The organism is Curtobacterium sp. Csp1, from assembly GCF_013347185.1.
Window position 1 is genome coordinate 3,644,366 of record NZ_CP054594.1, and the last position, 20,144, is coordinate 3,664,509.

At 72.0% G+C, this 20,144-nt stretch carries 21 protein-coding genes; 4 read left to right on the top strand and 17 right to left on the bottom strand.

Features of this window, described 5'->3' with window-relative positions; translation table 11 throughout:
- Nucleotides 1-136: 136 nt before the first annotated feature.
- The 13 genes from recA to HUN58_RS17600 form a co-directional block, all read right to left on the bottom strand.
- Complete coding sequence (recA, locus tag HUN58_RS17540) at nucleotides 137-1,204, bottom strand: recombinase RecA (RefSeq protein WP_114849117.1); 1,068 nt, start codon at nucleotides 1,202-1,204, stop codon at nucleotides 137-139.
- A 264-nt stretch (nucleotides 1,205-1,468) separates the two neighbouring features.
- Complete coding sequence (locus HUN58_RS17545; RefSeq protein ID WP_180225481.1) at nucleotides 1,469-1,693, bottom strand: DUF3046 domain-containing protein; 225 nt, start codon at nucleotides 1,691-1,693, stop codon at nucleotides 1,469-1,471.
- A gap of 79 nt (nucleotides 1,694-1,772) precedes the next feature.
- Nucleotides 1,773-2,081, bottom strand: a complete 309-nt coding sequence (locus tag HUN58_RS17550; RefSeq protein WP_058742950.1) for a helix-turn-helix domain-containing protein — start codon at nucleotides 2,079-2,081, stop codon at nucleotides 1,773-1,775.
- A gap of 154 nt (nucleotides 2,082-2,235) precedes the next feature.
- Nucleotides 2,236-2,724 (bottom strand): CinA family protein, encoded by a 489-nt coding sequence (locus HUN58_RS17555; protein ID WP_114849115.1) that lies wholly within the window; start codon nucleotides 2,722-2,724, stop codon nucleotides 2,236-2,238.
- Nucleotides 2,721-3,359 carry a CDP-diacylglycerol--glycerol-3-phosphate 3-phosphatidyltransferase gene (gene pgsA / locus HUN58_RS17560; RefSeq protein WP_114849114.1) on the bottom strand — a complete coding sequence of 213 codons (639 nt, stop codon included), beginning with the start codon at nucleotides 3,357-3,359 and terminating at the stop codon, nucleotides 2,721-2,723. The genes HUN58_RS17555 and pgsA overlap by 4 nt, the downstream gene beginning before the upstream one ends.
- Nucleotides 3,360-3,363: 4 nt before the next feature.
- Nucleotides 3,364-6,318, bottom strand: a complete 2,955-nt coding sequence (locus HUN58_RS17565; RefSeq protein WP_180225482.1) for a DNA translocase FtsK — start codon at nucleotides 6,316-6,318, stop codon at nucleotides 3,364-3,366.
- 48 nt (nucleotides 6,319-6,366) lie between these two features.
- Nucleotides 6,367-7,620 (bottom strand): ABC transporter permease, encoded by a 1,254-nt coding sequence (locus HUN58_RS17570; protein ID WP_180225483.1) that lies wholly within the window; start codon nucleotides 7,618-7,620, stop codon nucleotides 6,367-6,369.
- Nucleotides 7,617-8,375 (bottom strand): ABC transporter ATP-binding protein, encoded by a 759-nt coding sequence (locus HUN58_RS17575; protein ID WP_180225484.1) that lies wholly within the window; start codon nucleotides 8,373-8,375, stop codon nucleotides 7,617-7,619. Before HUN58_RS17575 ends, HUN58_RS17570 begins: the two co-directional genes overlap by 4 nt.
- Complete coding sequence (locus tag HUN58_RS17580; protein WP_180225485.1) at nucleotides 8,372-9,412, bottom strand: HlyD family efflux transporter periplasmic adaptor subunit; 1,041 nt, start codon at nucleotides 9,410-9,412, stop codon at nucleotides 8,372-8,374. The genes HUN58_RS17575 and HUN58_RS17580 overlap by 4 nt, the downstream gene beginning before the upstream one ends.
- Nucleotides 9,413-9,607: 195 nt before the next feature.
- Nucleotides 9,608-11,284 (bottom strand): ribonuclease J, encoded by a 1,677-nt coding sequence (locus HUN58_RS17585; protein WP_180225486.1) that lies wholly within the window; start codon nucleotides 11,282-11,284, stop codon nucleotides 9,608-9,610.
- A gap of 47 nt (nucleotides 11,285-11,331) precedes the next feature.
- Nucleotides 11,332-12,309 carry a 4-hydroxy-tetrahydrodipicolinate synthase gene (gene dapA / locus HUN58_RS17590; protein WP_114849209.1) on the bottom strand — a complete coding sequence of 326 codons (978 nt, stop codon included), beginning with the start codon at nucleotides 12,307-12,309 and terminating at the stop codon, nucleotides 11,332-11,334.
- 198 nt (nucleotides 12,310-12,507) lie between these two features.
- Nucleotides 12,508-13,020, bottom strand: coding sequence for a dihydrofolate reductase (locus HUN58_RS17595; RefSeq protein WP_114849108.1), 513 nt, complete (start codon nucleotides 13,018-13,020; stop codon nucleotides 12,508-12,510).
- Nucleotides 13,020-13,844 (bottom strand): thymidylate synthase, encoded by an 825-nt coding sequence (locus HUN58_RS17600; RefSeq protein ID WP_180225487.1) that lies wholly within the window; start codon nucleotides 13,842-13,844, stop codon nucleotides 13,020-13,022. The genes HUN58_RS17595 and HUN58_RS17600 overlap by 1 nt, the downstream gene beginning before the upstream one ends.
- 36 nt (nucleotides 13,845-13,880) lie before the next feature.
- Between HUN58_RS17600 and HUN58_RS17605 the strand changes: the two genes are divergently transcribed.
- Nucleotides 13,881-14,792, top strand: coding sequence for a TIGR01777 family oxidoreductase (locus HUN58_RS17605; protein WP_254631535.1), 912 nt, complete (start codon nucleotides 13,881-13,883; stop codon nucleotides 14,790-14,792).
- An 87-nt stretch (nucleotides 14,793-14,879) separates the two neighbouring features.
- On the opposite strand, the gene HUN58_RS17610 is transcribed toward HUN58_RS17605, so the two are convergent.
- Both HUN58_RS17610 and HUN58_RS17615 read right to left on the bottom strand, forming a co-directional pair.
- The gene (locus HUN58_RS17610; protein WP_180226034.1) at nucleotides 14,880-15,305 is read right to left on the bottom strand and encodes a tetratricopeptide repeat protein; all 426 of its coding nucleotides are present in this window, start codon (nucleotides 15,303-15,305) and stop codon (nucleotides 14,880-14,882) included.
- Between the two features lie 52 nt (nucleotides 15,306-15,357).
- Nucleotides 15,358-16,104, bottom strand: a complete 747-nt coding sequence (locus tag HUN58_RS17615) for a 4-hydroxy-tetrahydrodipicolinate reductase (protein ID WP_141860810.1) — start codon at nucleotides 16,102-16,104, stop codon at nucleotides 15,358-15,360.
- A 23-nt stretch (nucleotides 16,105-16,127) separates the two neighbouring features.
- Between HUN58_RS17615 and HUN58_RS17620 the strand changes: the two genes are divergently transcribed.
- Nucleotides 16,128-16,604, top strand: coding sequence for a GNAT family N-acetyltransferase (locus HUN58_RS17620; protein WP_180225489.1), 477 nt, complete (start codon nucleotides 16,128-16,130; stop codon nucleotides 16,602-16,604).
- A 39-nt stretch (nucleotides 16,605-16,643) separates the two neighbouring features.
- Here the strand turns inward: HUN58_RS17620 and HUN58_RS17625 are convergent, their stop codons facing one another.
- Together HUN58_RS17625 and HUN58_RS17630 are read right to left on the bottom strand one after the other, a co-directional pair.
- The gene (locus HUN58_RS17625) at nucleotides 16,644-17,246 is read right to left on the bottom strand and encodes a histidine phosphatase family protein (protein ID WP_114849207.1); all 603 of its coding nucleotides are present in this window, start codon (nucleotides 17,244-17,246) and stop codon (nucleotides 16,644-16,646) included.
- Between the two features lie 5 nt (nucleotides 17,247-17,251).
- A complete protein-coding gene (locus HUN58_RS17630; protein WP_114849103.1) occupies nucleotides 17,252-18,586 on the bottom strand; it encodes a pitrilysin family protein in 1,335 nt (444 codons plus the stop codon).
- Between the two features lie 246 nt (nucleotides 18,587-18,832).
- On the opposite strand from HUN58_RS17630, the gene HUN58_RS17635 reads away from it, so the two are divergent.
- Both HUN58_RS17635 and HUN58_RS17640 read left to right on the top strand, forming a co-directional pair.
- On the top strand, nucleotides 18,833-19,480 hold the full coding sequence (locus HUN58_RS17635) for a TetR/AcrR family transcriptional regulator (protein WP_180225490.1): 648 nt from the start codon (nucleotides 18,833-18,835) through the stop codon (nucleotides 19,478-19,480).
- 112 nt (nucleotides 19,481-19,592) lie between these two features.
- On the top strand, nucleotides 19,593-20,120 hold the full coding sequence (locus HUN58_RS17640) for a YbhB/YbcL family Raf kinase inhibitor-like protein (RefSeq protein ID WP_114849101.1): 528 nt from the start codon (nucleotides 19,593-19,595) through the stop codon (nucleotides 20,118-20,120).
- The last annotated feature ends 24 nt before the right edge of the window (nucleotides 20,121-20,144 follow it).

The following is a 20,144-nucleotide window of genomic DNA, read 5'->3' on the forward strand; positions in this document are numbered from 1 at the left end:
TCGTCACAGGAGGGCGCAGCGGTGCGCGGGAGACCGTCGGGCCGCTCGACCGGCGGAACCGAGCGACCACGACGCGACCGCGCACCGAACAGGTCGGTCACCGGCGCGAGGTCTGCGTCGTGGTCGTGCTCGTCCGTCACGCGCCCTTGCGCTCCGCGATCTTCGGCGCGATGGACTCGACCTTGGCGTCGTCGGCGTCGGCCTTGGCGCCACCAACACCGAGCTTCGCGAGGATCTTGCCCTCGATCTCGGCGGCGATGTCGGCGTTCTGGATCAGGAACGAACGCGAGTTCTCCTTGCCCTGCCCCAGCTGGTCGCCGTCGTAGGTGTACCAGGCGCCCGACTTCTTGACGATGCCGTGGTCGACACCGAAGTCGAGCAGCGAGCCCTCGCGCGAGATGCCCGTGCCGTACAGGATGTCGAACTCCGCCTGCTTGAAGGGCGGCGCCATCTTGTTCTTGACGACCTTGACGCGCGTGCGGTTGCCGACCGCGTCCGTGCCGCTCTTCAGGGTCTCGATGCGACGGATGTCGAGACGGACCGACGCGTAGAACTTGAGCGCCTTGCCACCCGCGGTGGTCTCGGGGCTGCCGAAGAACACACCGATCTTCTCGCGCAGCTGGTTGATGAAGATCATCGTCGTCTGCGTCTGGTTCAGCCCACCCGCGAGCTTGCGGAGCGCCTGCGACATGAGACGTGCCTGCAGACCCACGTGCGAGTCACCCATCTCGCCCTCGATCTCGGCGCGGGGCACGAGCGCCGCGACGGAGTCGACCACGATCAGGTCGATCGAACCCGAACGGACGAGCATGTCGGCGATCTCGAGCGCCTGCTCACCGGTGTCGGGCTGGGACACGAGCAGCGCGTCGATGTCGACGCCGAGCTTCTTCGCGTACTCGGGGTCGAGCGCGTGCTCCGCATCGATGAAGGCCGCGATGCCACCGGCGCGCTGCGCATTCGCGATGGCGTGCAGCGTCAGGGTCGTCTTACCGGAGGACTCCGGGCCGTAGATCTCGATGATGCGGCCGCGCGGCAGTCCGCCGATGCCGAGCGCGACGTCGAGCGCGACCGAACCGGTCGGGATGATGGCGACCGGAGCGCGGTCGTCCGACCCGAGGCGCATCACGGTGCCCTTGCCGAACTGGCGGTCGATCTGGGCGAGTGCGGTCTCGAGGGCCTTCTCGCGGTCTGCGGGTGATGGCATGGTGGTGCTCCTTCGTGCTCGGTGTCGGCCGCCTGTAGGCTGTCGCGTCCACCCCGGCCGGTGCTGCAGGGCCGGGACTTGAGCGACAAGGCTTCGGGCTGTTCCCGATGACTCGAACCTAGGGCCGGCCACCGACATCACTGCCGGTCGACGCGCCACCTGTGGACGGACATCCGGAGCAACTCCGATGTGGAGGAACGTAGCACCGATCGAACACGCGTTCGAGCAACACGCCGAACATAGTTTCGGGTCGTGCGGACCGGGTCAGTCCCGCGGTTCCGCGAGCCCCTTGCCGTGCCGCTTGTCGAGCGGCACGTCCTGCGAGTCGCACAGCGCCTCCCACACACGACGCGCATCGATCCCGGCGTCGAGCGCGTCCGCCGCGGACCGCCCGCCCAGCTCCTCGAGCACGACGTCCCGCGTCACCACTGCGCCGTAGGCCGCCCCGAACACCTGGTCGACGGCACGCCAGAACTCACTCACCCGCATCCGACCAGCGTAACGAGCGCCCCGGACAGCAGAGCGCCCCCGCCTGCATCGGCGGGGGCGTCCGTGGGGCGGTACGGGGTCAGCGCACCGCGAGGTCGTTGTCGAACTCGGCGACGAGGTCGTCGGGCAGGGTGTCGGGGACCGGGGTGAGTCCCTCGACGACCGCGAGTCGGTCGCCGACCTCGCGCATGATGGTCGAGATGGGCGTGTCGAGCGCGTCGGCCACGGAGGCGAGGATCTCGGAGCTGGCCTCCTTCTGACCGCGCTCCACCTCGCTCAGGTACCCGAGAGCAACGCTGGCCTTGGACGCGACCTGACGGAGGGTCCGGCCCTTCTGCAAGCGGAAGTCCCGCAGCACGTCGCCGATCTCCTGACGAACGAGAACCATGAGAACTCCTCCTCTCTGTCGTCTCCGCGCCCGCCTGGTCCCGGTGACCGTGGTCGGGTTCAGCAACGGTGACGTTGCCGGTTGCAGCATGCTAGCGACGCCGGCTGCCGTCCTGCTGGAGATTGCGTGGGATGTAACCCAGCGGTAACGGGGCCTATTCCCCGCTGCGCACCGTCGCCGACATCCGTGCCAGGAGTTCGGAGACCGTGCCCTGTCGGATTGCCTCGCGGTCGCCCTCCAGGTGGAGTTCGTACGCCTCGGCGCCCGACGCGGACGCGATGCCGACGAACACCGTGCCCACGGGCTTGCCGTCCTGCGGGTCCGGGCCGGCGACACCGGTCGTGCTGATCCCCCACGTGGCGGGCTCGCCGTCGACCGCGAGTGCGGTGCGGACGCCGCTCGCCATCTGCCGGGCGACCTCGGGGTCGACCGCCCCGTGCTCGGCGAGGAGGTCCGCCGAGACGCCGAGCACGGTGTGCTTGACGGGCGTCGCGTACGCCACGACACCACCGCGGACGACGACGCTGGCCCCGGGGACCCCGACGAGGGTCGCCACGACGAGGCCGCCCGTGAGCGACTCGGCCACAGCCACGGTCTCGCCACGGGCGGTCAGCACGGCGACGAGCGCTGCGACGTCGGTCACGCGGCGGTCCGGTTGTGCTTCCAGGCCTGCCAGAGGTAGTCGGCCCCGCTGATCACGGTGGCGAGGAGCGCGGCGGTCATCAGGATGCCGTTCACCCAGTGCGCGAGGTCGCCGACGACGTTCCACCACGGGAACAGCGCGAGCGTGATCGCGACGGCCTGCAGCACGGTCTTGACCTTGCCGCCGCGGCTCGCCGGGATCACCCGGTCCGACAGGACGGCGAACCGGAAGACGGTGATGCCGATCTCGCGGAGCATGATCAGCACGGTCACGATCCAGGGCAGCTCACCGAGGATCGACAGCGCGACCAGGGCGCCGCCGATGAGCACCTTGTCGGCGATCGGGTCGACGAGCTTCCCGAAGTCCGTGACCAGGTTCTGGCGGCGGGCGATGATGCCGTCCGCGCTGTCGGTGACGATCGCCACGACGAAGACGACCGCGGCCCACACCCGCAGCGACGTGTCCTGCCCGCCGTCGGCGAGCAGCATCACGAAGAACAACGGCGCCATCAGGATGCGCACGACGGTGATGACGTTGGCGACGTTCGCGGTCGACGCCGGTCCCTCGCCCTTGCGGAGCAACCGGCCCCGCCACGGGAACCGGGCCGCCGAGCGGGTGTGCTGCGAGCTGGTCACGTCGTCACTCCCTGCCCGTCAGTCCCCAGGCGTCCTCGTCCGGACCGTCCTCTTCCTCAGGGTACCCGCGCGTCATGTCGGCGACCGGGTCGGTACCGTAGCGGTCCTCGTCCGGCGGCGTCGACGTCGGCGCGGATGCGACCGGTGCCGCCGGGCCCGGTGCGGGAGCCGCTGCCGGCTCGGCGGGCGGCTCCTCACCGCGGAGCTTCGCGAGGACGGCGGGCAGCTGGTCCGGCGTGACGAGCACGTCGCGGGCCTTCGACCCCTCGGACGGGCCGACGATGTCCCGCGACTCCATGAGGTCCATCAGGCGACCGGCCTTCGCGAACCCGACGCGGAGCTTGCGCTGGAGCATCGACGTCGAGCCGAACTGCGTCGACACGACCTGCTCGACCGCGGCGAGCAGCAGCTCGAGGTCGTCGCCGATGTCCGCGTCGATCTCCTTGCGCTCGACCACGGCGGCGACGTCCTGCCGGTACTCGGGCTGGGCCTGCCGGGTGACGTGCTGGACGACCTCGGCGACCTCGCTCTCCTGGACCCAGGCGCCCTGCACGCGGACGGCCTTCGAGGACCCCATCGGCAGGAACAGCGCGTCGCCCTGACCGATGAGCTTGTCGGCGCCGGGCTGGTCGAGGATGACGCGCGAGTCGGTGACGCTCGTCACCGCGAACGCGATGCGCGACGGCACGTTCGCCTTGATAAGACCGGTGATGACGTCGACCGACGGGCGCTGCGTCGCGAGCACGAGGTGGATGCCGGCAGCGCGGGCGAGCTGGGTGATGCGGACGATCGACTCCTCGACGTCGCGGGGCGCGACGAGCATGAGGTCGGCGAGCTCGTCGACGACGACGAGCAGGTACGGGTAGGGCTTGAGCTTCCGCTCGCTCCCGGCCGGCAGGACGATCTCGTTGTTCTCGATGGCCTTGTTGAAGTCGTCGACGTGGCGGAAGCCGAACGACGCCAGGTCGTCGTACCGCATGTCCATCTCCTTCACGACCCACTGCAGCGCCTCGGCCGCCTTCTTGGGGTTCGTGATGATGGGCGTGATGAGGTGCGGGACCCCCGCGTAGATCGACAGCTCGACGCGCTTCGGGTCGACGAGGACCATCCGGACCTCGGACGGCTTCGCGCGCATGAGGAGCGACGTGATCATCGAGTTGATGAACACCGACTTGCCGGAGCCCGTCGAGCCCGCGACGAGCATGTGCGGCATCTTCGCGAGGTTCGCGACGACGAAGCCTCCCTCGACGTCCTTGCCGACGCCGATCGTCATCGGGTGCTTGGACTTCCGCGCCGCGTTCGAGCGCAGGACGTCGCCGAGCGAGACGACCTCGCGGTCGGTGTTCGGGATCTCGACGCCGATCGCGCTCTTGCCGGGGATGGGCGAGAGGATGCGGACCTCGTTCGACGCGACCGCGTACGACAGGTTCTTCGACAGCGCCGTGACCCGCTCGACCTTGACGCCCGGACCGAGCTCGATCTCGTAGCGCGTGACCGTCGGGCCCCGGGAGAAGCCGGTGACCTTCGCGTCGACCTTGAACTCCGTGAGGACGCCCGTGATCGCGGCGACGATGTCGTCGTTCGCCTGGCTGCGGGCGACCGACGGCGTCCCGGCGCTCAGTGTCGTCGCTGCGGGCAGTCGGTACGGCGCGGACGGGTCCTCGTCCGCTGCGCCCGCGGCGGGGAGCCCCTGCAGGTCGTCCTCGGCCGGTTCGGCGTCCGGCACCGACGCGGGTGCCGAGGCGGACACGACCGGCGAGACGCCGGCGTCCGGGCGCGCGACCGGTGCGACGGCCGGCGTGGCAGCCGGAGCCACGACCGACGCAGCCGCCGCGTGGTCGGGCACGGCGACCCCGGCGTCGCGGAGCACGCGCTCCGCGACCTCGAGGTCGTGCTCGATGGAGTCGTTGAGGTTCACCGATCCGGGCTCGGTCGGCGTGTGGTCGACCAGGCCGGCCGCGGCACCCGCGTTCGGGCGCTCGGACGTCGGCGCGGGCGCGGCCGCGGGCAGCACCGGGGTGTCGTACGCGGGGTCTTCCTCGCGACCGGAGCCGTTGCGCCGCCACCACGGGACGGTGCCGCCCTCGGGCTGGTCGCCGCCGGACTTCTGGTCGCCCTCGAAGCCGAGGTCGTCGAAGAGCTGGAAGTCGCCCTCGCCGCCCTGCTGGCGCTTGCGACCGCGGGGCCGCGGAGCAGGAGCGTCGGCGTCGGCGGCCGGGTCGGCCTCGGGCGCCGGGGCGCCGAACAGGTAGGCGTAGAGCTCGTGCAGCCGTCGACCGGTCTTGTTCGGCGGCGTCTTGGTGATGATGAAGAGGGAGAGCACGAGCAGCAGCACGGCGACGGGTACCGCAACCCAGACCGTGGCGACCGCGACGAGCCAGCTGATGACGACCCAGCCGAGCACGCCGCCCGCCGCGGCGAGGGCGACCATGCCGTCCGCGGCGCTCGGCTGTCCGCCGAACACGTGGCAGAGCGAGGCGATCGACACGAGCATCAGCCCGAGCCCGATCCCGATCCGGGTGTTGTCGTGCACCGAAGCGGGGTGCCGGAACAGCCACCCGGCGAAGACGATCATGATCACCGGGAGCGCGACTGCCAGCCGGCCGAAGAGCCCGCCGAACGTGTACGCGTCGAGCGCGACCGACACCGGGTTCGTCGGGTTGAGCCACTCGACCACGCCGCCCGCGATCGCGAGCACGAACAGCAGGAACGGGAAGCCGTCGCGGCGCTGGTCCTTCTCGAGGGACTCCTTGCCGAGCAGCCGGAAGAGCGCGCCGACCCCGTGGGCCATGCCGAGCCAGGCGCTCACGATCGGGTTCTGCTCGCGGAACACCGGCGTCGGTGCGGCCTGCGGCAGCTTCTTCGTGGTCGCCTGCGTGCGCGACGTCCCACGCGACCCGCTCCCGCGGGACGACGATGACGCGCGCGAACGCGTGGTCGACTTGGTGCCTCCGGCCATGGGGACGACCCTAATCCCCGCTCGGGACATTCCGCGGTCGCCCCGCCATCAGTACCGGATCGCGTCGATGACCTTGACGCGGACCGCGACGATCGCCGGCAGGAACCCGGCGAGCGCCCCGACGAGCACGGCCGACCCGACCCCGACGAGCGCGGCCTCGACCGGGAACGGTGCCCCGCCCACGTCGACGCCCTGCGTGATGAGGCCGCGGACGGTGTCGTTCCCGAGCAGCGCGGCACCGACCATCACGCCGACGCCGCCCGCGACGAGCGTGCCGAGCACGTTCTCGAGCAGGACCGCGACGAAGATCCGTCCGGCGGTCGCACCGACGCCCCGTCGCACCCCGATCTCGCGGATGCGCTGGCGGACGCTGACGAGCGACACGTTGAGCAGGCCGAGCCCACCGAGCACCAGGACCAGGACCGCGACGCCCGCGATCACCCAGCGGAGCGGGCCGAGCGGGTCGCCGTCCACCTGACCGGCCGCGTCGGACCGGTCCGCGGAGACGGTCCACCCGGGGCCGAGGGCACGCTCGGCGTCGGCGGCGATGCGTTCGGCGACGGCCTTGCCGGAGGCCGCCGGGACCCACGCCTGGAAGGTCCGGCCCGCCCCGAGGTCCGGCGACACCGCGGCGTTCGCGGTCGCGACGGAGTTCGCCAGCTGGTAGAAGGACGGATCGGTGTCGTACTCCGACGACACCACCTGGCCGATCACGACGGCGGTGACGTCGGGCGTCCCCGGCAGTCGCACGACCGGGTGGGTCACGATGTCCGGGCTGCCGATCCGCTCGAGGAACGCCCGGTTGACGACGATCGCGGGGGCCAGGCGGTCCCGGTCCCGCTCGGTGAACCACGCCCCCGACGCGAGCCGCACGCGGTGCATCTCGGCGTACGCGGGGTCGACCGTCGTGCCCTGCACGAGCGCGACCCCGTCCGGGAACTGCACGTCGCGCTGCACGAACGTGGCCTCGGACGTGTACCGGACGTCGTAGCGCTCGGCTCCGGCGCGCAGCTCGCGGTCGAGCGCAGCGGCGTCCGCGACGGCCGCCGTCCCCGCGGGGTCCGCGGATCCGGAGCCGGTGGTGGAACCGTTGAACGAGTACGTCGCGGGTCGGCCGCCGTACTGCTCGTTGAACGCGGCGGTGACCCGTTCGGCGAGCGACCCGAAGCCGACGACGACCGCGAGGGACGCCACGGCGATCGTCACGCCGACCAGGCTGAGGACGACGCGGCCGCGGTGCACGCGGAGCTCCTGCCACGACTCGACGAACGTGCCGACGACCGTGGTGAACAGCCGGTTCACGCGACGCCCCCGACGATCGCGGACGCAGCAGCACCGGACAGATCAGCACCGGACGGATCAGCACGGACGAGCGCACCGCCCTCGGCCACGAGCCCGTGGTCGATCCGGTGCACCACGTCCGCACGGGCGGCGACCGCGGGGTCGTGCGTGATCGTCACCAGGGCCGCACGCGTCTCGGCCGCGACGGTCTCGAGCAGCTCCATCACGACCCGCCCGGTGTCGACGTCGAGCGCCCCGGTCGGCTCGTCGGCCAGGATCAGGCGCGGGGCGCGGACGAGCGCGCGGGCGATCGCCACGCGCTGTTGCTCACCGCCCGAGAGCCGGTGCGGCTGCGTGTCCGCCTTGTCGGCGAGCCCCACCCGGTCGAGCATCTCGAGCGCGAGTCGGCGGCGCGACCAGAACGCGCGGCCGCTCGCGTAGAGCAGGGGCACCTCGACGTTCTCGACCGCGGTGCGACCCTGCAGCAGGTTGAACTGCTGGAAGACGAAGCCGACGTCGGCGCCGCGGATCCGGTCGCGGCGGACGGACCCGGCGCGGCCGACGTCGCGTCCGTCGAACTCGTGCAGCCCGTCGGTCGGGGTGTCGAGCAGCCCGATGACGTTGAGGAGCGTCGACTTGCCCGATCCGGACCGCCCGACGATGGCGACCCGGCTGTCCGCCTCGACGTCGAGGTCGACCCCGCGCAGGATCTCGAGCGTCGACCCGTCCGGCAGCGGCACGGACTTCCGGAGGTCCCGGACGTGCACCAGGCTCATCCGACGAACACCCCGCCCTCGTCCGTGCCCTCGTCGGACTGCTCCTGCTTGCCGGGGACGAACTGCAGGACCGTGTCGCCCTCGGCGAGCCCGGCCTTGACCTCGACGGTCTCGCCGTCGTTCAGGCCGAGTTCGACGGTCTTCTCGGAGCGCCCGCCGTCGCCGTCGACGACGGTCACGACGCCCTTCTGGGCGGTGCCCTCGACCGCGGTGGTCGGGAGCGTCAGGACTCCCTGCGCCGACCCGGCGGACACCGCGAGGGTGACCTCGAGCCCGGGGAACACGGTCACGCCGCCGGGGACGTCGCACCGGAGCTGGGTGCCGCCGGTGCCGCCCCCGGCACCGTCCGCGCCGGTGCCGTCCGAGCCGTCGGAGCCCGTGCCGGACGAGCCGGCCCCGGACGAGCCGGCCCCGGAGCCGTCGGCCCCGGCGCTCGTGAGCGACAGGTTCGTGCACGTGAACGGGGCCGGGCCGTCGGTGATGGTGACGGTGGCCTCGGACGGCCGCGAGGTCAGCCGGTACAGCTGCGCGGCACCGAGCGTCGCGGTCGCCCGGTAGGCCTCCGGTGCGACGCGGGCCACCACGTCACCGATCGCGACGGGCTGCTTCGCGACGAGGTCCAGCCCCGAGACCACTCCGGCTGCGGGCGCGACGACGGTGGCGAAGGTCACCTTCGCGGGCAGCGGCTGCCCGTCCTCCGTCGTGCCGGTCGACGGGGTCTCGACGCGGACGTCGACGATCGGGGCGCCCTGCTCGACCGCGGTGCCGTTCCCGACGAACACCTTGTTGATCGTGCCCTCGGCGGTGGCGCGGACCGGGGTCGCGGCGACGGACTCGATGGTCCCCTTCGCCTCGACGTCGTTGACGACGTCCCCCGTGGTGACGGTGACGGTCGGGTCCTCGAGCTGCGCCGTCGGCGTGGTCTCCTGCCCCTCGGGCTGCGCGGCGAAGAACGCGAGACGGACGAGGGACACCGCGATGACGGCGAACACGAGGAACTTCAGGCCGGGCCACACCCAGCGACGCAGGACGGTCACGCTCCGGACGGTAGCGACTGGTATTCCAGATGCGCGTCATCCTGTGGGATGAAACAGGTTGGCCGCCGGGCCGGGACCGTCCCGACCCCGCCGGCCCGCCACGGGGTGCGGAACGGCCTGGAGGCACGGGGCGGGGTCCGTGACGGACCCGCGCCGTGCCTCCAGGCCGGTTCTCGCAGCAGCGCTGCGCGTTGCCTACGCCTCGATGACCACCGGGACGATCATCGGACGGCGGCGGTGCTTGGTGTTGACCCAGCGGCCGACCGTGCGCCGCACCACCTGGCTGAACGCGTGCGAGTCGCGCGTGCCGTTGGCGGCCGCCTCGGCGAGTGCCTTGGTGATCTGCGGGCGGACGCTGTCGAAGACCGAGTCGTCCTCGGCGAAGCCGCGCGACTGGATCTCCGGACCGACGACGCACTGACCGGTCGTGAAGTCGACCGCGCAGAAGACGGAGATGAAGCCCTCCTCCGCGAGGACCCGGCGGTCCTTGAGGTCGGCGTCGGTGATCTCGCCGACGGTGGAGCCGTCGACGTAGACGTAGCCGATGTCCAGCTGGCCGGCGACCGTGACGCTTCCGTCCTTGAGGTCGACGACGATGCCGTCCTGGCCGAGGATGACGTTCCGCGGCGGGACACCCGTCTGGATCGCCAGGTCGGCGTTCGCGTACAGGTGCCGGTGCTCGCCGTGCACGGGGAGCACGTTCTTCGGGCGCAGGATGTTGTAGCAGTACAGGAGCTCGCCGGCCGAGGCGTGCCCGGAGACGTGCACCTTCGCGTTGCCCTTGTGGACGACCTTCGCGCCGAGCTTCGTCAGGCCGTCGATCACGCGGTAGACGGCGTTCTCGTTGCCGGGGATCAGGCTCGACGCCAGGATCACCGTGTCGCCCTCGCCGATCTCGATCTGGTGCTCGAGGTTCGCCATGCGCGCGAGGACGGCCATCGGCTCGCCCTGGGACCCGGTCGACATGTAGACGATCTGGTCGTCCGGGACGTTCTTCGCCTTCTTCGTGTCGATCAGCACGTCCTCCGGCACACGCAGGTACCCGAGCTCGGCGGCGATCGTCATGTTGCGGATCATCGAGCGGCCCATGAACGCGACCTTGCGGTTCGCGGCCGCGGCAGCGTCGAGGACCTGCTGCACGCGGTGCACGTGCGACGAGAAGCTCGCGACGACGACCTTCTTGCGGGCGCGCGTGATGACGTTCTCGAGCACGGGTCCGATGTCGCGCTCGGGCGCGGTGAAGCCCGGGACGTCGGCGTTCGTGGAGTCCGGCAGGAACAGGTCGACGCCCGCTTCGCCGAGGCGGGCGAACGCGCGGAGGTCGGTGATCCGGTCGTCGAGCGGCAGCTGGTCCATCTTGAAGTCGCCGGTGTGCAGCACACGGCCGGCGCCGGTCGTGATCGCGACGGCGAGCGCGTCCGGGATGGAGTGGTTCACGGCGACGAACTCGAGGTGGAACGGGCCGAGCTGCTCGGTCTGGTCCTCGGCCGCGACGAGCGTGTACGGCTTGATCCGGTGTTCCTTGAGCTTCGCCTCGACGAGCGCGAGGGTCAGCGTGGAACCGATCAGGGGGATGTCGGCCTTGAGCTTGAGCAGGTACGGCACGGCGCCGATGTGGTCCTCGTGCCCGTGCGTCAGCACGACACCGAGGACGTCGTCGAGGCGGTCCCGGATCGGCCCGAAGTCCGGCAGGATGAGGTCGACGCCGGGCTGGTGCTCCTCGGGGAAGAGCACGCCGGCGTCGACGACGAGCAGCTTGCCGTCGAACTCGTACACGGTCATGTTGCGACCGATCTCGCCGAGACCCCCGACGGGGATCACGCGGAGGGTGCCGGGTTCGAGCGGCTGCGGTGTGGAGATCTGGGTGGGCATTCGGTCCTGACTGTCGTGCGACGCGCTGGTGCTGCGCCGCGGTCTTCCTAACGTGTGGTGCCTGGCACCTTCGGCAGTGCGCCGCCCGCCGCTGCGTTGCGGTCCGGGCGGAAGTTCGAGAAGTCGGCACCCGGGATGTCCCGGACCGCTTCGAGGGAGGTCTCGATGGCGTAGGCCTCGGTGTCCTCGGGTCCGACGAGCGGCAGCCGGACGCGCGGGCTGCCGATGCGGCCGAGTCCGTGCAGCACGTACTTCGCCGCGACGGTCCCGGGGACGTGGGTCATGATCGCACGCACCAGGGGTTCGACGCGCTTGTGCTCGGCGGTCGCGGTCGCCAGGTCGCCACGGTTCACGGCGTCGACGATGGTGCGGTACGGCGTGCTCGTGATGTTCGCGGTGACGCCGATCAGCCCGGTCGCGCCGATCGACAGGTGCGGCAGGACGTTCGTGTCGTCGCCCGAGAAGTACATGAGGTCGGTGTTGTTGAGCACGCGGGACACCTCGGCGAAGTCGCCCTTGGCGTCCTTCACCGCGAGGATGTTGGGGTGGTGCGAGGCGCGCACGATGGTCTCGTAGGTGATCGGGATGCCCGTGCGGCCGGGGATGTCGTACAGGATGACCGGCAGGTCGGTCGCGTCGGCGATCATCCGGAAGTGCGTGAGGACACCGGCCTGCGTCGGCTTGTTGTAGTACGGCGTGACGATCATCACGCCGTCGGCGCCGGCCTTCTCGCTCTGCTTGTACAGGTGGATGGCGTGCGCGGTCTCGTTCGAGCCACCACCGGTGATGATCTTCGCGCGGCCGGCGGCGACGGACTTGCCGACCTCGACCAGGCGGAGCTTCTCCGGGTCGGTCAGCGTCGACGTCTCACCGGTCGTCCCGGTGACGACGACGCCGTCGGCGCCGGCGGTGATGCAGTCGTCGATGTGCTGCTCGACGCCGGGCCAGTCGACCTCGCCGTCGGCCGTGAACGGCGTCACGAGGGCGACGAGGACCTGACCGAAGGGATTCTCACGCGGGGACACGCGAACCAGCGTACCGGCCCGGTGCGTCCGGCCGGCAGTCCGCCCGGACGGTGCGCGGCGGACGGACGTCGCCCGGTCTCGCGCACGTCGCACCCCGGTACGGACGTGGCACCCGGGCACAGCGGGTTGCGGTGCCGGCAGCGGGGTGCGACGCGAGGGTCGCTCGGCGCAGCCCGGCGGGTCCGAGCGCGGCGGCCGTCAGGCCCGCTCGGCGCGGCGCCACTCCCGGAAGCGGTAGCGGGTGGCGTCCACGCGGGACTCCTGCCACGGTCCGTCCTCGACGAGGGTCCACCCGTCGCCGAGCTCCGGCGCCCGGGTGTCACCCGGGACGTCCAGGTCGACGATCGTCTCCGACACCCGGTCGGCGAACGGCAGCGCCTCGGCGTACACGGCACCCCCGCCCATCACCCACACGGGCTCGTCGGTGTCGAGGGCGGCCCCCAGGTCGTGCGCCACCTCGGCACCCTCGGCCGTCCACGTCGGCTCGCGCGTCAGCACGACGTTCCGGCGTCCCGGCAGCGGCCGGAAGCGCGGCGGCAGCGACTCCCACGTCCGTCGGCCCATCACCACGACACCGTCGCCGGTGACCTGCCGGAAGTGCGCGAGGTCCTCCGGCACGTGCCACGGGATGCCACCGTCGGCGCCGATCACCCCTGAGGCGGTCCGCGCCCACACCATGCCGACGCCGCGGACGGGCTCGGTCCACGCCATCAGACGGCGACCGCGGCCTTGATCGCCGGGTGGTGCTCGTACCCGACGACCGTGAAGTCCTCGTACTCGTAGTCGTCGATCGAGTCACGCGGGGCGAGCTCGAGCGTCGGGTAGGGGTAGGCCGTGCGGGACAGCTGCTCACGCACCTGGTCGACGTGGTTGTCGTAGACGTGGCAGTCACCGCCGGTCCACACGAAGTCGCCGACCTCGAGCCCGGTCTGCGCCGCGATCATGTGCGTGAGCAGCGCGTAGGACGCGATGTTGAAGGGGACGCCGAGGAACATGTCCGCGCTGCGCTGGTAGAGCTGGCACGACAGTTTGCCGTCGTTGACGAAGAACTGGAAGAACGCGTGGCACGGCGCGAGCGCCATGTCCGGCACGTCCGCGACGTTCCAGGCCGACACGATCAGCCGGCGGGAGTCCGGGTTCGTGCGGATCTGCTCGATGACCTGGGCGATCTGGTCGACGTGCTCCCCCGACGGCGTCGGCCACGAGCGCCACTGCACGCCGTACACCGGGCCGAGGTCGCCGTCCTCGTCGGCCCACTCGTTCCAGATGCGGACGCCGTGCTCCTGCAGCCACCGTGCGTTGCCGTCGCCGCGCAGGAACCAGAGCAGCTCGTACGCGACGGACTTGAAGTGCACGCGCTTCGTCGTGACGAGCGGGAAGCCCTGCGACAGGTCGTAGCGCAGCTGCGCCCCGAAGATGCTGCGCGTGCCGGTGCCGGTGCGGTCGCCCTTCGGCGTGCCTTCCTCGAGCACCCGGCGCAGCAGATCCTCGTAAGGGGTCGGGACGGTGGGGTCGGGCTGCACGGTCTCGGTCACGACAAGAGCCTACGTCCGATGAGTAGCGTTGCGAGCATGTCGACAGAGCCCCTCTCGATCCTCGTCGCCGGCGCGTCCGGCTTCATCGGGACCCCCCTCGTCCACGCCCTGCGCGAGGCCGGGCACCACGTCACCACGCTCACCCGCAGCGAACCCCGCACCGCGAGCGCGTTCCGCTGGTCCCCCGGCACCCGCCCGCTCGACCCGGCGGTGCTCGACGGTGCCGACGTCGTGATCAACCTCGCCGGTGCGAACATCGGCAAGCTCCCGTGGACCGACTCCTACAAGCAGCAGATCCTCGACTCGCGGGTGCAGGCGACGGACACCCTGGTCGAGGCCATGCGCCGGGCTGCGAACCCCCCGGCGCTCTTCCTGTCCGGGTCGGCCTCCGGCGTCTACGGGGACCGCCCGACGGACGTGCTCGACGACGACGACGCGGCCGGCAGCGGGTTCCTCGCCGACGTCTGCACGAAGTGGGAGGCCGCCGCGACCGCCGCCCCCGAGGGCGTCCGGGTCGTGCTGCTCCGCACCGGCATCGTCGTCGGCCAGGGCGGCGGTGCGCTCGCGCCCCTCGTCCCGCTGACGAAGGCCGGCCTCGGCAGCAAGCTCGGCACGGGCGGTCAGTTCTGGCCGTGGATCGCGCTCGAGGACGAGGTCGGCGCGATCGTCCACCTCGCCACGAGCCCGGACGCCGCGCAGGTGTCCGGCCCGGTGAACCTCGCGGGTCCGGAGCCGTCGGTCGCGGACCGGATCACGAAGCGCGTCGCGCAGGACCTGCACCGTCCGTACCTGCTCGGCGTGCCGGCCTTCGCGCTGCGGCTGGTGCTGCGCCAGGCGGCCGACGAGATGCTCCTGTCGAACCAGCAGATGGTGCCGCGGAAGCTCGAGGAGTCCGGCTACACGTTCCGCCACCGGTACGCCGAGAGCGCGGTCGACGCCGCCTTCTGATCCGCACGGACGTCGCGGCGGTCGCGACCGTCGACCGGACGGGAGGCTCGTGGCGGGCCCGCCACGAGCCTCCCGTCCGTCAAGCCGTCAGTCCACCCGTCGGTCGGTGCGCGCGGTGGCGAGCGCCGTCCGCATCGCGGCCCGCGCGCGCTTGCGGTCACCCGCGGCGTCGTAGACGACACCGAGCCGGAACCAGGCCCGCCAGTCGTCGGGGTCGGCCTCGACCGCGTCCTTGTAGCGCGGGAAGACCTCGTCGGCCGCCGCACGGTCGGGGCGGCCGCTCGGCATGAGCGGCACGACGTCCTGCGGGGTGCCGCCCTCGCGCTCGAGGCGACGGCCGAGCCGGGTGATGCGGATCCCGAAGCGGAACTCGAGCACGAGCAGGAGCGCGCCGATCAGGGCGACCACGACGAGCGCGATGCCGATGCCGATGCCGATCGGCTGCCCCGTCGCCATGAACGCGACGGCGCGCTGCCCCACGACGACGATGTAGAGCAGGAGCAGGGCGGCCATCAGGGCGGCGGGCCAGAACGGCGAGCGGAACGAGCGGAGCACGGCGTGCCGCTCAGCCGACGCCGAGGACGCTGCCGAGCCCGACCGTCAGGCCACGGGCGTCGACCACGTGGGCGAGCGCTGCCCGGATGCCGGCGACGTACGCGACGTCGTCGTTCGTGTCGTGGCGGATCGTGACGGTCTCGCCGGGGCCGCTCAGGTGCACGTCCTGGACGGCCTTGACCCCGGGGAGCCGGAGCGAGTGGATCGGGACGCTCGCGACCTGCTGCCCGCGGGCGCGCTGGTCGACGTGCGGGGCGTCGACGGGGCCGACCTCGCGCCGGGCGTCCGCGATGAGCTCCGCGGTCCGCACGGCGGTCCCCGACGGCGAGTCGACCTTGCCGGCGTGGTGCGTCTCGACGATCTCGACCGCGGGGAACCACGGCGCCGCGATCGTGGCGAGGTGCGTCGCGAGTACCGAGCCGATCGAGAAGTTCGGCACGACGAGGACCCCCTGGTCTGGTCGTGCCTCGAGCCCGGCGCGGAGCGTCGCGAGCCGGTCGGACGACCAGCCGGAGGTGCCCACGAGCACGTTCGCGCCGCTCGCGAGGGCGTTGTCGACGATCGCCGGGCTGAGCGCCGGGACGGTCACGTCGACGACGAGTGCGGCGCCGCCGAACACCGACGGCGGTGCCTCGTGTGCGCCGTCCCGCGACGACAGGGAGGCGACGAGCTCGAAGCCGTCGAGGGACTCGACCACGGAGGCCACGAGGCCCCCGAGACGACCGGTGGCGCCGACGACGGCGACGGGAGTGACCATGGCTCCCATCCTAGGATCGGACCATGCCGCTCCAGGTCAGGTCCGTGCCCGCCGACGCGCCCGAGGTCGACGCCCTGCTCGACGCGTACCTCGACGAGCGCGAGGCCACGTTCCCGAGCGCGCAGGGGTCGTACTCGCGCAAGCGCACCCCGGCGGCGGAGTTCGTGCCGCCGAACGGCACCTTCGTCGTGGCGTACGACGGCGACCGGCCCGTCGGGTGCGGTGGGCTCCGCCGGATCGCCGACGACGGGGACGACGTCCGCTTCGAGGTCAAGCACGTGTACGTCACGCCGGCCGGTCGCGGACGGGGCGTGGCGACCGCGGTGATGGACTCGCTCGAGGACGCTGCTCGCGGCTTCGGGGCGACGAGCGTCGTCCTCGACACGAACGACTCGCTCGTCGCAGCCGGCGCGATGTACCGCGGCCGCGGCTACGAGCGGGTCGCGCCGTTCAACGAGAACCCGAACGCGACCGCCTGGTACCGGCGGCCGGTCGGGTGAGCCCTGCGCGGTGTCCTCGGAGCGGGACGGTCGGAGCGCCTAGACCGGCTGGTCGACCGGCAGCCCCGTGCGGAGCTCGACCGGCAGGTGCGCGAGGTCGTTCAGGGTGACGACCTCGGCCGGCTTGGCGGAGCGGATCCGGATGATCGTCAACGCCGTGTGCGCGACGTTCGTCCCCATCCACCGCCACTCCGGCGCCTGGAACGCCTCGCGCACGAACCACCCGATGACGGCGTTGTGCGTGATGAGCAGGTCGTGGCGGTCCTCGCGCGCCGGCGTGAACCACTCCGCGACGGCATCGCCCATCTGCGCCTGGCCCGCGACGATCTCCTCTTCCGTGACGCCGCCGTACCAGCCGTGGTAGGCGTGCGGCATGTCCGGGGTCGGACCGGAGGGGATGCAGTCGAAGAGCAGGGTCGAGGGCTCCGGCTGGATCGACGGCAGGCGCTGCGCGAGGAACGCCGCGGTCTCGCTCGGGGCGTCGAGCGGCGAGTGGTACACGCCGTCGAACGGGACCCCGCCGAGCCGGTCGGCGACGAGCATCGCCTGGCGCTTCCCGCGCTCCGAGAGCTTGCCGTCCCGCAGGCCGTGCTCGGCGTCCTGGTGCTCACCGTGCCGGACGAGGTACAGGTAGTGCGACACGTCGGTCACCCCTCGGCGCCGATGGCGGCCGCGAGCTCGTCGCGCTGGACGGCCCCCACGACCGAGGTGATGGTCGGGCGGGTGAGCAGGTCGCGGGCGAGGTCGAGGACGTCCGCCGGGGTCACCCGGTCGACCCGCTGCAGGGCGGTGCCGAGGTCGGTGAACTCGCCGGTGCCGAGCTCGGACCGGCCCAGCCGGGTCATCCGTGCGTCGCTGTCCTCGAGCGAGAGCGTCAGCGCGCCCTCGATCTGGCCCTTCGCGCGACGGAGCTCGTCGTCGGTGATGCCGTCGTCGACCATGCGCCGGAACTCGGCGTCGATGATCTCGACGACCCCGGCGACGTTGTCGGGGGCGCAGCCCGCGTAGACCCCGAAGGCCCCGTTGTCCAGGTACGCCGGCGCGAACGACGACACCGCGTAGGCGAGGCCCCGGCGCTCACGGACCTCTTGGAACAGCCGCGAGCTCATCCCGCCGCCGAGGACGGCGTTCAGGACGCTGAGCACCGGACGGCGCTCGTCACGGAGGTCGAGACCCTGCGATCCGCGGAGCATGCTGACCTGCTCGGTCGGACGGTGCGCGACGGCGAGCTTCGGCACGGCCGGGTCCGCCACGGGCTGCGGCGTCCGCCGGGCCAGCGGCGACGCGTGCGGGGCGTCCCGGAAGACGTGCTCGACCAGTTCGCGGAAGCGGTCGTGGTCCACGGCACCGGCGGCGGTCACCACGATGCCGTTCGGTGCGTAGTGCTCGCGGTAGTGGTCCAGGACCTCGGCGCGCCCGACCGCGCGGATGCTCTCGGGCGTCCCGCCGATCGGCCGACCGAGCGGGTGCCCGTCGAAGGCCGCGGCGAAGAACGCCTCGCCCGCGACGTCGGCCGGGTCGTCCGCGGCCATCGCGAGCTCCTCGAGGATCACGCCGCGTTCGACGTCGAACGCCTCGGCCTCGAGCACCGAACCGGTGACCATGTCCCCGATCACCTCGACCGCCATCGGGACGTCGGTGTCCCGGACGCGGGCGTAGTAGCAGGTGTACTCCTTCGCGGTCGCGGCGTTGTGCTCGCCGCCGACCGAGTCGAAGGAGATCGCGATGTCGAGCGCACTGCGGCGCTCGGTGCCCTTGAAGAGCAGGTGTTCGAGGAAGTGCGTGGAGCCGAACTGGCCCTCGCGTTCGTCGCGGGACCCGACGCCGACCCAGAAGCCGAGGCTCGTGGAACTGGCTCCGGGGACCGACTCGGTGAGGACCCGGACTCCGGAGGGCAGCACGGTCCGACGGACGAAGGCACCACCGGACGTCAGGAAGGACGTGTCCGGGGCCTCGAGCGGCAACGGTACTGGCTGGTTCATCGCAGACGAGCCTACTGACCCGCGGGCGCCGACCGCCCAGTTTCCCCAGGCCCACAGCACGTGCCTCGAACTGGGGTACATCGGATGAGGATAGAAAGACTCGTCTGTCTGTCCTCCGCGTGGTACAGTTCTTGCATCGGGTCGGAAGCCCCCCTAGATTCCGACCCGATGGCTCGGGACATCAGTCCTCGCGCGGCGGAGTCCCCCCACTCCCCCGCGGAGCCGATGAGTCCGAGGAGCAACGCTGTGACGGTCGATTCCCCCCAACCGGCCGTCCAGCGTCTCCCCGGCCCGAGCACGAACCTCGCGTCGCCGGACGGGTCGAGCGTCCCCCCGGCTCCCCGTTCCGGCGGCGCGAAGGTCCGGATCCTCGAGACCGCGACACGCCTGTTCTACGAAGAGGGCATCCGCGGGGTCGGCGTCGACCGGCTCATCTCGGAGGCGAGCGTGACGAAGGCCACCTTCTACAAGCACTACGGCTCGAAGGACAACCTGATCCTCGCCTACGTGCGCACCCAGCACGAGCGCGTCCGCGCCGGCTTCGAGCAGCTCGTCTCCGACGCCGCCAGCCCCGAGGCCGCGGTGCGCGCCTGGGTCGCCGCCGTCTCGGACGAGGTCGGTCGTGCCGAGTTCCGCGGCTGCGCGTTCCTCAACGCCGCCGCCGAGTACCACGACCCGCGCGACCCCGTGCGCGAGGTCGTCGCCACCCACCGCGACTGGTACACGGACCAGCTCGCCTCGCTCCTGCAGCGCGCAGGGCACCCGCTGCCCGGCGACGGGGCCGACGAGCTCATGCTCGCGCGCGACGGCGCGATGGCCGGCGCGTACGCCGGCGACGCGATCGCCGCGACCGCGGCGCTCGGCCGCGTGGTCGACCGCGTCATCGCGGCCTGACGCCTCGCCTCCGACCCGACCGGCGGACGGGAGGCGCGTGGCGGGGCCCGCCACGATCCTCCGGGCCGACCCGTCCCACCTGTGCGACAGGAGCAGGGTGTTTGCTGGCGGCATGGCCAACGACCCCAACTGGAACCTCCCCGAGGTCCCCACGTTCACCCTGACGAGCCCCGACTTCTCCGACGGCGACGCGCTGCCCGACTGGGCGCGCGGCGCCGACGCCGGTGGCGAGGACCGCTCCCCCGCGCTCGAGTGGTCCGGGGCGCCCGAGGGCACGCAGAGCTACGTCCTCACCGTGTACGACCCCGACGCCCCGACCGGCTCGGGCTTCTGGCACTGGAGCCTGACCGACCTGCCGGCGTCGACGACCTCGCTGCCCCAGGGTGCCGGGACCGACGACGCGCTGCTCCCCGCCGAGGCGCTCCGCCGCCGCAACGAGTACGGGACCGACACCTTCCTGGGTGCCGCACCGCCCGCCGGCCACGGCCCGCACCGGTACGTGTTCACGCTGAGCGCGCTCGACGTACCCGTGCTCGAGGCACCCGCCGACGCCACCCCCGCCGTGGTCGGCTTCCTGCTCCGCGAGCACCTGCTCGGGCGCGCGCAGCTCACCGGCACGCAGGAGACCCCGGCGTCCTGACGCCCCGCGCCACGAAGACGACGA